A 14,360-nucleotide genomic window follows, 5' to 3' on the forward strand; every position below is an offset into this window, starting at 1 on the left:
TTTGCCTTGATCGTCAGGTGAATAGATGGGGCAGCTGGTCGACCAGCTGCGGGTACTCGTGGCGGGTGACGCTGTTGAGGTAGCCCAGCACCTCGTCATCCCCTCCGGTGTGCGTGGCCAGGCACAGGTAGTGATTCAGCCCGTCAATGGGGGCGTAGACGATCCACTCGCCGGTCAGGCGCCCTCCCTCGGCGCGTCGTTCGTAGCCATCAAGGACCACCCGGTCGGTGAAGCGCTGCAGGTCCTCAGCGCTTGCCCCCTGGCTCAGCTCTTCCTCGGCGATGCGCATCATCACCTCGGGAGGTCGTGCAGCCAGGATGTTGCTGGACACGATGCTGACCGTGCTCGCCGTGAAGTGCTTGTGGTACAGGCCAGCGAGGCGCCCGCCTGCCTTGAACGGCGTGGGCGGCTTGGTCTGGCCGTGCCCGAGGCCGGGAGTCAGGCCTTCCAGCTGCTTGATCTCAGCGGCGATCATGTTTGGATCGACGCCATGCACCCCGGCGTAGGCCATCATCTGGGCGATCAGCAGCGCGGAGATGCGCCTTGGCGCGACGTCGCCCAGGCCTACCTCGTCGGCGAAGGCTTGTCGCTCTGCGCGCCCAACTTGACGGGGCGGCTCGAAGCACCGCAGGTTGAACACCAGTTCAAGCGGCTGCGGTGCTGTGGTGTTGGTCATGGCGGACATGTCTTCATCCCTTCGAGCTTGGCCCGTTCTCACCCACTTGCAAATTTCCTACCGTCCACCGGGGGGGGGTGTGCGCGAGGATTGAAAAATCGCTAAGTGCTTGTCAGCACTGAGAAAGTTGAAATTTTGGATCCCTTTTTGGGCTTTTGGCACTCAGTCGGCTGCATTTTTCATAAAAATTAGCCCTCACATAATGCCAGTTAACTGAGGGCAATACAGCCAAAAGAAAAGAGCCCGTAGGCTCTTGGCGGGAAGATGCGACCCGTCAGCCGCGCACGGGCTGCTTGCCGCTCTGGGTCTGGCGTTGATGACGCTGCCGACGATCCAGCGCGTCGTACTGGGCACGGATGCCGCGCAAAGCACCGATCAAGGGGGCGAAATACATCGCCGGGGCCTCGGCCGCGGCCTTGCGGATTTCGACCCACACGGTTGGGTGTTGCTGCTTCATTGCCATTCCTTAACAGCCTTCCAAGCTGTGAGCACAAAATACGCGAAAACGAGGATGGCGTCAAGGGTGACGATGCCCTCGGCCAAGATTTCCAGAACGTGGATTGTGTAAGGCTGCCCGTGGTGCTCCTTGAGCCACTCAACGAGTGCGTCGATCAACCATGCCGGGATCGCGACCACCACAAAAATGACCGTCCCCACAACCGCGTGCGTCACGAAGTGGACGATTGGCGACCACCAGGGGGTGTTTCCATTGCTCATTGGGCCCTTCTATGCAAACCAGCATTTCGAATAATTATGGCGTGGCGTTGGCGTTGGCCGCGTCGTGACGTGACCATGTGGGTGTCATGAACCACAGGAGCTGATATGCCCTTAGATTCTCTCAAGAAGGACCAACTTCATGCGCTGATCGTCGCCGCACTGGCTGAGCATCAAGCCATGCATGGCAGGGTGACTGAAATTCCCGCCTTCCTGCCAATCTCAGAAGAGTGGCACCAGCTCGATCCCTCAAGGGCGAACGGGAGTATCGCACTCCCCGCTGGCTCCAGTCACTCTTTGACGGTCGCCATCGGAGACGTCGTTGCTGAACACCAGCGGCGGTATAGGCTCGATCTGCCCCCAATGGGGCTCACCACGCAACCTTGATCGTTCTCGGCGCCGGATGCGAGGAGCGCACGTATTGGAAGCATCCCAGATGACTTGGACATATACTGTATAAATGTCCAGTATTCTAGGCTCCATTGTTGCGCGTCGTATGCCCTTGCTTCATGTGGGTGCTGTATGTGCGGGCTTTCCTTCACCTGCAGATGACTTTGCAGCGCGTCGCATTGACCTCACGGAGGTACTGATCGCCCACCCTCAGGCCACCTTTCTGCTGCGGGCGCAGGGATGGTCCATGAAGGATGCCGGTATCGGAGATGGCGACATGCTGGTGGTGGACCGGGCGATCAGTCCACGGCACAACCACATCGTGGTTGCTGTCGTTGATGGCGAGTTCACCGTCAAGACCTTGTATCAACGTGCAGGGCGAATTCGGCTCAAGCCAGCGAACCCGACCTTCCCGGACATCGTGCCGCGTCAAGGGCAGACGATAGAAATCTGGGGAGTGGTCACCAGCTGCATTAAGAGGTTTGCGGCGTGAGGTCGCCATGTTCGCTCTGATTGATGGCAACAACTTCTACGTTAGCTGCGAGAGGGTGTTTCGGCCCTCGCTTGTTGGTCGCCCCGTAGTGGTACTGAGCAACAACGATGGCTGCGCGATTGCGCGAAGCAACGAAGCCAAAGACTTGGGCGTGAAGATGGGCCAGCCCTGGTACCAGATCCGCCAGCTCGAAGAAAGCCATGGCTTGGTGGCACTGTCAGCAAATTTCACGCTCTATGGAGACATGAGCGACCGGATGATGAGCTTGGCCGCTGGTATGGGCCCTCACGCAGAAACGTACAGCATCGATGAGGCATTCATCAGCCTGCAAGGCCTCAAGGGCGATTTGGCAGAGCGGGCCCGCGCCGTCAGGGCAAGGATTCTTCAATGGATTGGTATTCCGACCTGTGTAGGCATCGGCCAGACCAAGACCTTGGCTAAGCTGGCCAACCACATTGCCAAGTCATCCGAGCGCAAGCCGGGCAGCTACCCGCCAGACCTTGCCCAGGTGTGCAACCTTGCGGCCCTAAACCAAGAAGAATTGCACGCGCTGTATCAAGCCACGCCCGTGGGCGAGGTCTGGGGCGTGGGGCCTCGCATCGGCAAACAGCTACTGGTCGAGGGCGTCACAACGGTGCTGGATCTCGTTCGGATGCCGCCTACGATGGCCAGGGCGCGGTGGGGTGTGGTGATGGAGCGCACCCTGCGTGAACTGCTGGGGCAGACCTGCATCGAGCTGGACGATGCCCCGCTGCCGAAGCAAGAGATTGCCTGCACGAGGTCATTTGGGCGCCCTGTCCAGCAGCTGGAGCCTTTGATTGAAGCCGTGAGTGAGTTTGCGGCCCGCGCCGCTGAAAAGCTCCGCAAGCAGGGCAGCTTGGCAGGCCAGTTGCACGTCTTCGCGCACACCTCGCCCTTCAGGCCGGGCCCCAGGTTTTCTCGCAGCGTGACGGTGCCTTTGAGGCGCCCTACTGCTGACACCACACAGTTGGTTCGCGCTGCGGTGATGGGCATGCGCACCATCTATCGACCAGGCTACGACTTGGCCAAGGCTGGTGTCATGCTGCTCGATCTGGTCGACGGGCACGCCTGGCAAGGTGAGTTAGAACTTGGTGAAGATGGGGGGCAGGATCGGTCGCGTCTGATGGCCGCGATGGACGTGTTGAACCATCGCTATGGGCGGGGCACAGTGCATGTAGCCAGCACCGGCACCCAGGGTCACAATGCTGATCATCGGGTTTGGGCGATGCGTCAGGAACGGCGCACGCCCCAGTACACCACCAGGTGGGAGGATGTGCCCATTGCCAAAGCGTAACGCTCTTGGCTCTGACCAGACCTAGGAAGGATGTCTTGAATGTGCACGATGTATGAGACTGGCGAGCCGCTTGATCTGGAGCGGGCATTCAGGGGGCAGTTGAGCCTGGACATCGAGTACCCGAGAGAGGTCTTCAAGGACTACGCCGCCCCCATCATCAGAAAGCCAGCTGGTGGTCAGCCTGGCGAGCGCGAAGCGGTATTGGCGCGGTTTCGCTTGATCCCACACCGCATTGCCGAGCCCAATGAGTTCAAGGCATCAACCATGAACGCTCGCACCGAGACTGTGGATCAACTGTTTTCGTTCAAATCGGCTTGGCAGCGCCGACAGGTCTGCATCATCCCGGCGTGGTCGTTCTACGAGCCCTACTACGAAACAGCAGAGGCGAAATCCGTGCGCTGGAAGATCGCGGCGGCTGATGGCCAGATGCTGGCCATTGCGGGCATCTGGGACCGCTGGGCCCGTGATGGCAGGGAGATCGTCTCCTTTGCCATGCTCACCATCAACTGCGACGAGCACCCGCTTCTCAAGCGCTTTCACAAGTGGTACGACAAGGACGGCAAGCCGGAGGAAAAGCGCACACCTGTGCTGCTGGCGCATGACCAAGTGGACGCATGGCTGGCAAGTTCGGTGGATGATGCGCCGCGCTTTTTCTCAACTTTCGAGGCCCAGGATCTGCGTGCCCTGCCCTGGCCCATGGAGCCTCGAAAGCGCGCCTGAGATGGTCCGCATGGGAGGCCTTGAAGAGATGCTCATGGCCGCGCTATGATGGGGTACATGAACCCCGCCACCAAAACCAACAATGAACGGCTTCGCGAGTTGATCGCGGAGGCTGGTGTCACCCAGCCTGTTGCGCTCACGATTTTCAATCGTGGTCTTGGGCCTGCTGCGTACTCAATGGACACATTCAAAGCATTTCTTGTGAGATCCGATTCCGCCAAGTTCAGGCCGCTCAAAGACGAGCTGCTTGAACACGCAGAAAAGCAGTTTGCGAAAGTCATCAATTCCGCTTGACTGATGGGGTACATGTACCCCAAAATGCAAACAACAACGGAGGGACCGCACCATGAAGCCAATCACCTTGACCAAAGCGGAGTGCGTGCGCCGCGCTCGCAACTTGAACCAACAGGCCATCGCGTATCGCTCATGCGGCAAGAAGGTCTGGGCCCGCGAGTTGGTTCAGAAGCGGAAGCAGTACATGGCCGCAGCTCGCTTGTTTGCCTGAACTTGAAAGTGTCATGAATATCAAACCACCACAAACGGTCGAGGAACAGGGCTTTGAGGCCCTGCAACGGCTGTATGAACTGGCTACAGACTTCCACCACGACCACGGGTCCGTGGCCGCTCGCTTCCTTCTGGGGCTTTACAACGGGCATCGGTTCCCTTTCGACCTCACAGACCTGAGGTTGCTTGAGCCTGAAGCATTTCAAGATGCCATGGCCGTCCTGGTCATGGATGCCAGACTGACGCGCAAAGAGGTGCACAACTACTTTGCGGACGGCAGCAAGAAGTTCGAGCGTCTGGTGCAGGATTGGAACGTCACCGACGTGGCCAGGTTGAAGGAAACGGGTGATGGTTCGCCGACGCCGCGTGCTCAGCGAGGGTTTCTTCGTCACGAAGATGACGTGTCGGCCAAGCTCGTGACCTACGGCGAAGCACCAGGCTATCGAGACGTGCGTCTGACATTCGATTGCGAAGTCATCGGGTCTGATCGCGAGGATGTGGGCCCTGTTCGCATCTGCCTCAGCGTCAGCGCCGAGGACGGCTTGTCTGTGATGGAGCACATCCAGCAGGTTCACCAGTTTGCATGGCGTCGCGGTCGCCCCATCGACGCCAAAGACCATGAGGTGGCGCCGCGTTGGGCGACGTCTTCAGCCAGCAACTGAGAAGCCAGCACCTGCAGGGGCGAATGACTGGATTGGGCGCGGGAAAAAGCGCCATGACACTCATGGCATGGTGCCGCCAGGCCCTTCCGGCATAGCGCCCCTCCTTCCTTCAGTACTCCTTTTTTCTTGTCCACACTGTGGACAAATAACCATCAATTTGTATTGCACAATACAAATTACAAAGAAGGGACGGGATGAAAGCTTCACCATCAGCCGCGTCCTCGGCCACGCCACATGTTGACGTGGCATTGGAGCTGCAGCACGCCTATGACTTCTTCAACCGCGAACTGTTCGATGCTGAGTTGCCGGTTTGCATGATCACCTTGCAGCGCGAGAAGGATACCTTCGGGTACTTCTCAGCGAAGAGGTTCGGCAACAGCGATGGCAAGCACACAGACGAGATCGCCTTGAACCCCGGCTATTTTGCCGTGGTGCCAATTCTTGAGATCTTGCAGACCCTGGTCCATGAGATGACGCATCTTTGGCAGCATCACTACGGCGAACCTGGTCGCGGGCGTTACCACAACGCAGAGTGGGCCAACAAAATGGAGGCCATCGGGCTCATGCCCAGCGATACGGGCAAGCCAGGGGGCAAGCGCACTGGAGATCGGATCGCGGATTACGCCATGCCCAGTGGGCGCTTCCTGGAGGCGGCAAAGAAGCTCCTGACAGCCGAGTTCCGCATCTCGTGGTATGACCGCTATCCACCGACTGGGGTGTGTTTGGCGGCTGAATCCTTGGAGTCTTCTGCCTTGTCGGTTGAGCTGGGGTTGCCTACATCCGTGGTCGACTCATCCCCTGCTGTGCATGCCGACGTGGGTGTGCGCGTTGCTGAGCAAGTCTCTACCGCCTCGGGCGTCAAGGGGCCGGACAACAGATCCAACAGGCTGAAGTACTCGTGCGCGTGCAAGCCTGCAGTTAATTTCTGGGGCAAGCCTGGGATCAAGGCATTGTGTGAGGTTTGCCGCCACCCCTTTGTCATTCCAGGGGCATATGGAGGGCGGCAGCACCAGCACGACGTCGCCGAGCAAGATCATCTATCATGAGCACATGAACACCGAAAACGTACCGTTCAGCACCAATGCCAGGCTTCGCAAGTTGGTTGAAGGCTCTGGCCTTTCTCAGATGGACGCTTTAGCGCTCGTCAATCGAAAGGTTGGAGTGCGGAAGATCTCCGATTCAGCTTGGAAGAGCTACTTTTGTGCGGAGGGAACCTCGCGCTACAGAAACCTCAGCAATGAGCTGCTTGAGGTAGCGGAAAAAGTGCTCATGCCGCTCCAGAAGGATGCTTGACCATTGGTGTACAAGTGCCATACATTGAAACCATGGAGGATGTTTGACATGAAGGCGATGCGGGTCCGCGCAGCAGGCGTAGCCTTTTGCATGGCTTTGGGTTTCATCGCGACAGCGGCCCCGACCGATCAAACGGAGCCTTTGTCTGCATGGGTGAAGCCAGTGGAGACCTCGGTCGTTCTCGGCGAGGGGGACTCTCGGGTGAAGGCACGCGAGGTCGCCATAGACCAGCTCAAGCGAATCGCATCAGCGAGCGCGGGCTCTGTCGTTGAGAGCATCACGACGGTGAAGGATGACAAGTTGACCGAGCAGATGCGCATGATCAGCGTCTCTTTGGTCAAGCTCGACCAGATCAAAGAGCTGGTCGCCGTAGAGGCTGGCGCCGTGGTGTTGAAGGTGTCGGCCAGAGCGAGCATCGATCAGTCGGAGCTGGCCAGGTTGACCAGAGAGCTACGCCAGGACACCGAAAAGGCGAAGGCGATTGCGAAGCTGCAGAAGGACAATGAGGCCTTGAGGGAAGAGCTACGCAAGGTCTCCGAGCAGCTCCAGCAGCGCAAGGCACCCAGCACGGTAGATGAGTTGGGGCAGCGCCAGACGCGCATTCTGACGGCGCTGGCCACCAATGAGGGGCAAGTACGCCAGGTGTTTGAAAAAGGCGCTTTGCTGGCCATGGCCGATGCGGATGCAAAGCGGTTTGAAGATACCAAGGCCGTCATCCTCCAGGACGCATTGATGCCTCTGGTGGATACGCCCTTGCGTGCTGAGGTGGTATCGGTAGTTCGAGAGGCTGGGGCCTATAAAGTGGGGCTGCGTGTAGGTTGGAGTGCTGCCCCTATTGATCGCGCCCAGAAGTTCTTGTCTAAGTACCTGCAGGGTGGTGGGTTCTACTTGGCAGAGCGTGATAGGGAGGCCTACTTTTCTCACCGCGATAATGCAGAGGGTCGATCTCCGAACGACTTGCAGCCGCGCCTTTATGACTTCGTCGCGAGGCACAAGGTTGTGGCAGTGTTTAAGGTCGGGAGCAAGTCTGTCGAATTGCCGATCATGGCCACGTATCAGCACGACACCTTTACCAGGTGCCGTCAGAAGCCAGCGTCTAGCGGGGATCTGGGTGTTATTTGTCTGTTCAAGCTGTTGCCTTCCAGTAGTGAAATCCTCGGAACTGAGGAGAACGGCTATCGCTACAGCGTGAACCCTCTGACGATTGCTTTGCCTGAGTCAGAGGCTGCAGGGGCTGTGTCGGTTCTAGGCGCCGTGAAGTTAATTGGACCAGCTGGGGTAATAAGGCAAACCGATTTTTCTGCACCCTTGCAGGGCGGCAAAGTCAGTGAGAGGTAATGATCATGTTGATGAGCATCATCGAATTCTTGCGCTTGAAGAGCGCTGTCGCAGAACAAAAAGCCAAAGAGGTGAAGGCTGAGATGGTCACACAGGATGGTCAGATCGCCATGTCTGCTGCAGATCAGGAGGATCCATTCGATCATCCTGTGAACCCCGTTTTCCCGGACAGTCTCTTCGAGTCAACACACTGCCATTTCTAAGTTCACTTGCGTGTCAATTGGCACTAAGATCTTCTTGCCGGTGGATTGCATCGGCCCTGCTTTTCCTCCCTGAGCAGGTGCCTTACCGTGATGACAGCGATAAGGCTTCACTCGCTGGATGGTCCTGCTGTCCAGCGAGTTTTCTTTTGCTGGCCAGCAGCTTGCCAAAATTGATTTCCGTAGAAGTTGGCGAAAACCAAATAGAGAAGCCATGATCCGATCCATTCTTCAGCAATATCGAGACGAGTCCGCTTTCAATCGTGACCTTGGCGACCGCTTCGAGAGACTGATTCGCGCTTACCTCAAGCTTGATCCCCAGTACGTTGCGCTGTTCTCCGACGTATGGTTGTGGAAGGACTGGCCTGAGCGCGAGGCTTTGGGCTACAAGGCGCCTGATACCGGAATCGACTTGGTGGCCAAACTGCGCGACGAGGAGGGCTACTGCGCGATTCAGTGCAAGTTCTACGACTCGCCGATTCCGTTGGGCGATCTCGGCAACTTCTTCACTCTCTCGGGCAAGGGTGGCTTCACGCAGCGACTCATCGTGGCCACGGCTAACCTCAGCAAGCACGCTGCCGACGCGCTAGAAAACCAGACCATCCCGGTTGAGATGATGACACTGGAGGACTTGGAAGCCTCTCCCATCGACTGGTCGCATTTCTCCATCGAAAAGCCCGAGCATCTTCGTAAGCTGCCGAAGAAAGGTCCACGTGATCATCAGCGCGAGGCCTTGGCCAACGTACTGAAAGGCTTCAAGAGCAGCGACCGTGGCAAGCTCATCATGGCTTGCGGCACCGGCAAGACCTACACCTCGCTCATCATCTCGGAGGAGATGGTGAGGCCGGGGCAGTACGTCCTCTTCCTTGTGCCATCCATCGCCCTTCTGTCTCAGACCCTGCGCGCATGGACGGCCGACGCAGCTGTGCCGCTGCGCTGCTTCGCCGTGTGCTCTGACAGCAAAGCCAGCCGTAACGAAGAGGACATGCGCATCTACGAGCTGGCCTACCCTGCCACCACGAATGCGACCAAGCTCGCCAAGTCCCTTACCGAGACGAAGGACGATAGTGCCCTCACGGTGATTTTCTCGACGTACCAGTCCATCGACGTTGTGCATCAGGCACAGCAGAAAACCGGCATCGAGTTCGACCTGGTCGTGTGCGATGAGGCCCACAGGACGGCTGGTTACACCGTACCAGGCGAGGATCCTTCTGCCTTCATCCGCGTGCATGACAACGCCTATCTCAAGGGCAAAAAGCGGCTTTACATGACCGCTACCCCTCGCATCTATGCCGAGGCTAGCAAGAGCAAGGCTGAGGAATCGAACGTCCAGGTGTTCTCGATGGACGACATCTCAACATTCGGCCCTGAGTTTCACCGTCTGCGTTTCGATGAGGCTGTCAAACGCGACCTACTGTCTGACTACAAGGTGCTTGTGATCGCAGTTGATGAGCTGCACGTCAGTCAAGTGCTGAATCAGCGGATCGGTGATCGAGGCGATGAGCTTAAGCTGGACGACGCGGTGAAGATTGTTGGCTGCTGGAATGGCTTGGGCAAGCACGCCGCAATCGAGGATGGCAACGATTTCAGCGTCGATCCGTTGCCCATGCGCACGGCTATCGCCTTTGCTCAGTCCATAAAGCATTCCAAGCTGCTGACTGCCGAGTTCGAGAGAATTTCAAACGATCTTGGCGATGACATCGACTACCTGCCAGCTTTGGAAGCTAAGCACGTTGATGGCACGATGAACGTGGTCGAGCGCAATCAGAAACTCTCATGGCTGAAGGACAACATTGCCAAGGATGAGGCGCTGTGCCGCATCCTGACCAATGCGCGATGCCTTTCGGAGGGCGTGGACGTGCCAGCTCTGGATGCCGCGATCTTCCTGAACCCGCGTGACTCCGTGGTTGACGTAGTGCAATCAGTTGGCCGTGTGATGCGCAAAGACCCAGCAGGCCGCAAGAAGTACGGTTATGTGATTCTGCCCATCGGCATCCGCAAGGACACGTCGCCCGAGGCCGCGCTGGACGACAACAAAAAGTACCGCGTGGTCTGGCAGGTGCTCAACGCCTTGCGCGCCCACGATGACCGGCTTGACAAGCAGTTCGCCACCATCGACCTGACTGGTAAGGGTAACGGCGTGGTCAACGTGATTGGTGTCGGCGGGGGCAATGACAAGACCGACAATGTGCCAGACCAGCTTGGGTTCAACTTCGACCCTGTGGAGTTGGGCAAGTGGCAGGACGCCATGTTCGCCAAGATCGTCCACAAGTGCGGCAATCGACGCTACTGGGAGGACTGGGCCAAGGATATTGCCGATATCGCCGACCGTCACCAGATGCGCATTCGCGCTTTGCTGGACAAGCCCTACTCCAAGGGAAAGAAGGCCTTTGACGAGTTCCTCAAGGGCGTTCGGAAGAACCTGAACCCGAGTGTCAGCCAGAACGACGCCATTGAGATGTTGGCCCAGCACATCATCACCAAGCCGGTGTTTGATGCGCTGTTCGAAGGCTATGCCTTCACCAGCAAGAACCCGGTTTCCCAGTCCATGCAGAAGATCATGGACATCCTTGAGGCACAGGCACTCGACAAGGAGCACGAGACGCTGGAAGGCTTCTATGCAAGTGTGCGCGAGCGCGCCTCTGGCATCACCGACCCCAAGGGGCGGCAGAAGATCATCGTCGAGTTGTATGACAAGTTCTTCAAGACCGCCTTCCCGCGCATGGTCGAGCGTCTGGGCATCGTTTACACGCCGGTCGAGATCGTAGACTTCATCCTTCACAGCGCGGATGCAGCCTTGCAAGAGCACTTCGGCATCCGCCTCGCCGACAAGAACGTTCACATCCTTGATCCGTTCACCGGCACCGGCACCTTCCCGGTTCGGCTGATCGAAACTGGTCTGATCCCACCCGACAAGCTGACCTACAAGTACCGCCACGAGCTGCACGCCAACGAGATCGTGCTCCTGGCCTACTACATAGCGGCCATCAATATTGAAGAGTCGTTCCATCGCGTCACAGGGCAAGACTACGAGCCGTTCCCCGGCATCGTGCTCACCGACACGTTCCAGATGAGCGAGCCCCAGAACGGTGACATCGACGAGGGCCTTCCCGAGAATCACGAGCGGGCTGACCGCCAGAAGGCCCGCGACATCCGCGTGATCGTGGGCAACCCGCCCTACTCCGTGGGCCAAGATGACGCCGGTGACAACAACCAGAACCTTCGCTATGCGCGGCTGGATGGGCGGATTGCTGCCACTTATGTTGCGCATTCCACCGCGACCAACAAGAACAGCCTTTACGACTCCTACATCCGGGCTTTCCGCTGGGCCTCAGACCGTGTCAAGGACGAGGGCGTCATCTGCTTCGTCACCAATGGAGGCTGGGTTGATGGCAACACGATGGACGGCTTCCGTAAGACGCTCCAAGACGAGTTTTCTGACGTGTATGTGTTCAACCTACGTGGCAACCAACGCACCAGTGGGGAGCTGTCACGCAAGGAGGGCGGCAAGGTGTTCGGTTCTGGCTCGCGTACTCCAGTCGCCGTCACGCTGCTGGTCAAGCGCAAGGGGCACACTGGCAATGCCAAGGTGCGTTACCACGACATCGGAGACTACCTGACACGCGAGCAGAAGCTGGACATCGTGTCTGACTTCGGTAGCCACAAAGCCATCCCTTGGAAATTACTCAAGCCGAACGAGCATCACGACTGGATCAATCAACGCAGCGGTGACTTCGGTGCTTTCATGGCGATCAACGACGAACCTGGTGCAATCTTTGCGATGCGTTCCCGTGGGGTGTCGACGGGCCGTGACTCATGGGCCTGCAACCTGAGCAAATCGGGAGTGACTGCCAACATGAAGCGCATGGTGGCCTTCTACAACGAGCAGGTGAAGGCCGTTGGCCAACGCTGCAAGGATGCCGGGAAGGAGGCTGACAAGACTGCCGCCGCTCTGGCCTCTCAAGACAGCAAGAAGATTAAGTGGAACCGAGGCCTGCTCAGTAGCTTGGCTCGCGCACGGGCCATCCAGTTCGACAAGAGCCGGGTACGCCTCTCTGCCTATCGCCCGTTCAACAAGGCGTGGGTGTACTTCGACCCGCTGCTGAACGACATGGTGTACCGGATGCCTGCGTTGTATCCGGAGGACGATTGCGACAACATCGCCATCTGTCTTCCTGGTACTGGCGAGGATCGCCCTTTCTCCGCTTTGGTGACGCGCAACCTCCCCAATCTGCACCTGCTGCACGGTGGGCAGTGCTTCCCGCTGCATTGGTACGAAAAGGCCGGTGAGCAGTCGGCACAGGCAGGCCTGAGCTTTGACGAGCAGAAAGGCAAGGCCGAGGTCAACGGCTTTGTCAAACATGACGGTATCACCGACGAAGCGCTGGCCAACTTCCGCAAGCACTACAAGAACAAGGCTATCACCAAGGAAGCCATCTTCTACTATGTCTACGGCGTGCTGCACTCGCAGGAATATCGCGACCTGTACGGGGCCGATCTCAAGAAGGTGCTGCCGCGTATTCCGTTCACGTCAGACTTCGCCGCTTTCGAGAAGGCTGGACGCGCTCTCGCCAAGCTGCACCTTGACTATGAGACGGTCGAGCCGTGGCCTGTCGCTGAAGAAGCCAAGGACAAGGGAGACCTTAACGACTTGGCCTATTACCGGGTCGAGAAGATGCGCTTCATGTCCAAGGGTGGGCGCGAGAAGGACAAGACGGCCATCGTGTTCAACAGCCGCATCACGATCAAGGGCATCCCGCTTGAGGCCTACGAGTACGTGGTCAACGGAAAGAGTGCCGTCGAGTGGGTGATGGATCGCTACGAGGCCTCCACGGACAAGGACAGCGGCATCAAGAACGACCCCTACGAGTGGTGCAAGGAAGTCAACGACCCCGCCTATGTGCTGAACCTGCTCAAGCGCGTGATCCGCGTGAGCATGGAGACGGTCAAGATCGTTGGAGGACTGCCGTCGATACAGTGACGGCAGAAGGGAGAGAAGAACAATGTCCGACCTGACCGCGTTCGAGGGGCGCAAGCTGGAAAAGCTGCTTGGCATGGGCAGCGGCTACGTGCTGAACTTTTCCGACCGCACCTACAGCGAATTCTTCATCGACTACCGCATTGACATCGACGCGGCCCAGTACCGCACGGGCGGCGACTCCAAGGCCAAGCGGATGCGCACCTTCTGGGCTGTCGCACCGAACCACACAGTCGGCCGCGTGCTGGAAGGCCTGATCGCCTACGGAATCGACGAGCGCTGTCTGGGTGATAGCAGCCACGAGCTGATCGACGCCTGCCGCGTGATCGCGCAGCGCTTGCTCGCCGATCAGCCGGTGGCCGAGCTGGACTCGCTGACGGCCAATTCCGATGACCGCGACTTCGAGGTGGTTGCCGAGCACGTCCGCGAAGCCATCGAGAAGAACCAGCCCGAGGGCGCGCTGGATCGCCTGCACACGTTCGTCATCAAGTTCATCCGCATCGCCTGCGAGCCGCACGGCATCGAGGTGAACCGGGACAAGGCCCTGCACAGCATCTTCGGCGAGTACGTCAAGGCGCTACGTGAGGGTGGCCACCTTGAATCGCAGATGGCCGAGCGCATCCTAAAGTCCAGTATCTCAGTGCTGGAATCCTTCAATGATGTGCGAAACAACAAGAGCCTCGCTCACGACAATCCTATCTTGAACTATGAAGAGAGCCTTCTGATCTTTAACCACGTTGCTGCGTCGATCCGATTCATCAAGGCTCTGGAGCTGAAGATCAAGGCGAAGGCTAATGCCAAATCGGCAACTTGGGATGATGACGTGCCGTTCTAGTTATGGCTCGAAGTCAGAGTCTCGCTCTGGCTCGGCGCCTTCTTGCTCCGACTTCAACGTTGCCTTGAGAGCATTTGCCCAGGCATACACTTGGTCGATGTTGCCCGTGAATGAGTGGCTGAAAACCTTCACTGTTAATAGTCGGTCGGCTCCTTGCGTCACGATCACGTTTGCTCCGAGGATTTCCAGCTGGAAGGCTATGCCGTTGGCAATCTCAGCCAAATCTAGATCAGAGTACCTGG

General features: G+C 58.2%; 17 protein-coding genes. 13 read left to right on the top strand and 4 right to left on the bottom strand.

Annotated elements, in window-relative coordinates; genetic code table 11:
- Positions 1–13: 13 nt before the first annotated feature.
- The 3 genes from JY96_RS21195 to JY96_RS21205 form a co-directional block, all read right to left on the bottom strand.
- The gene (locus JY96_RS21195) at positions 14–685 is read right to left on the bottom strand and encodes a hypothetical protein (protein WP_035044095.1); all 672 of its coding nucleotides are present in this window, start codon (positions 683–685) and stop codon (positions 14–16) included.
- 265 nt (positions 686–950) lie between these two features.
- Complete coding sequence (locus tag JY96_RS21200; RefSeq protein ID WP_035044098.1) at positions 951–1,133, bottom strand: hypothetical protein; 183 nt, start codon at positions 1,131–1,133, stop codon at positions 951–953.
- Complete coding sequence (locus tag JY96_RS21205) at positions 1,130–1,393, bottom strand: hypothetical protein (protein WP_035044100.1); 264 nt, start codon at positions 1,391–1,393, stop codon at positions 1,130–1,132. Before JY96_RS21205 ends, JY96_RS21200 begins: the two co-directional genes overlap by 4 nt.
- A 105-nt stretch (positions 1,394–1,498) precedes the next feature.
- Between JY96_RS21205 and JY96_RS21210 the strand changes: the two genes are divergently transcribed.
- From JY96_RS21210 to JY96_RS21265, 13 genes are all read left to right on the top strand, one after another.
- The gene (locus JY96_RS21210) at positions 1,499–1,777 is read left to right on the top strand and encodes a hypothetical protein (protein WP_035044102.1); all 279 of its coding nucleotides are present in this window, start codon (positions 1,499–1,501) and stop codon (positions 1,775–1,777) included.
- A gap of 73 nt (positions 1,778–1,850) precedes the next feature.
- Positions 1,851–2,273, top strand: coding sequence for a LexA family transcriptional regulator (locus JY96_RS21215; protein WP_035044104.1), 423 nt, complete (start codon positions 1,851–1,853; stop codon positions 2,271–2,273).
- Between the two features lie 7 nt (positions 2,274–2,280).
- Positions 2,281–3,588: a Y-family DNA polymerase gene (locus JY96_RS21220; protein ID WP_035044106.1), complete on the top strand. Its 1,308-nt coding sequence runs from the start codon at positions 2,281–2,283 to the stop codon at positions 3,586–3,588.
- A gap of 39 nt (positions 3,589–3,627) precedes the next feature.
- Positions 3,628–4,308, top strand: a complete 681-nt coding sequence (locus JY96_RS21225; protein ID WP_035044108.1) for an SOS response-associated peptidase — start codon at positions 3,628–3,630, stop codon at positions 4,306–4,308.
- Positions 4,309–4,365: 57 nt separating this feature from the next.
- Complete coding sequence (locus tag JY96_RS21230) at positions 4,366–4,602, top strand: hypothetical protein (RefSeq protein WP_152606677.1); 237 nt, start codon at positions 4,366–4,368, stop codon at positions 4,600–4,602.
- Between the two features lie 52 nt (positions 4,603–4,654).
- Positions 4,655–4,813, top strand: a complete 159-nt coding sequence (locus JY96_RS23670) for a hypothetical protein (protein WP_161784388.1) — start codon at positions 4,655–4,657, stop codon at positions 4,811–4,813.
- Entirely contained in the window at positions 4,806–5,474 is a 669-nt protein-coding gene (locus JY96_RS22650; protein ID WP_235334066.1) for a hypothetical protein, read from the top strand. Before JY96_RS23670 ends, JY96_RS22650 begins: the two co-directional genes overlap by 8 nt.
- A gap of 194 nt (positions 5,475–5,668) precedes the next feature.
- Positions 5,669–6,520, top strand: coding sequence for a SprT-like domain-containing protein (locus JY96_RS21240; protein WP_052163006.1), 852 nt, complete (start codon positions 5,669–5,671; stop codon positions 6,518–6,520).
- Between the two features lie 4 nt (positions 6,521–6,524).
- Positions 6,525–6,767, top strand: a complete 243-nt coding sequence (locus JY96_RS21245) for a hypothetical protein (RefSeq protein WP_035044112.1) — start codon at positions 6,525–6,527, stop codon at positions 6,765–6,767.
- A gap of 39 nt (positions 6,768–6,806) precedes the next feature.
- On the top strand, positions 6,807–8,105 hold the full coding sequence (locus JY96_RS21250) for a hypothetical protein (protein ID WP_035044114.1): 1,299 nt from the start codon (positions 6,807–6,809) through the stop codon (positions 8,103–8,105).
- Between the two features lie 11 nt (positions 8,106–8,116).
- Positions 8,117–8,308 (top strand): hypothetical protein, encoded by a 192-nt coding sequence (locus tag JY96_RS21255; RefSeq protein WP_152606678.1) that lies wholly within the window; start codon positions 8,117–8,119, stop codon positions 8,306–8,308.
- A 118-nt stretch (positions 8,309–8,426) separates the two neighbouring features.
- Positions 8,427–13,286, top strand: a complete 4,860-nt coding sequence (locus JY96_RS21260) for a DEAD/DEAH box helicase (protein ID WP_369796207.1) — start codon at positions 8,427–8,429, stop codon at positions 13,284–13,286.
- A gap of 22 nt (positions 13,287–13,308) precedes the next feature.
- Complete coding sequence (locus JY96_RS21265) at positions 13,309–14,118, top strand: abortive infection family protein (RefSeq protein ID WP_035044119.1); 810 nt, start codon at positions 13,309–13,311, stop codon at positions 14,116–14,118.
- On the opposite strand, the gene JY96_RS21270 is transcribed toward JY96_RS21265, so the two are convergent.
- Positions 14,119–14,340 (bottom strand): hypothetical protein, encoded by a 222-nt coding sequence (locus JY96_RS21270; protein ID WP_152606679.1) that lies wholly within the window; start codon positions 14,338–14,340, stop codon positions 14,119–14,121.
- Between the last annotated feature and the right edge of the window lie 20 nt (positions 14,341–14,360).

Source organism: Aquabacterium sp. NJ1 (genome assembly GCF_000768065.1).
In the GTDB taxonomy this organism is placed as follows: domain Bacteria; phylum Pseudomonadota; class Gammaproteobacteria; order Burkholderiales; family Burkholderiaceae_C; genus Aquabacterium.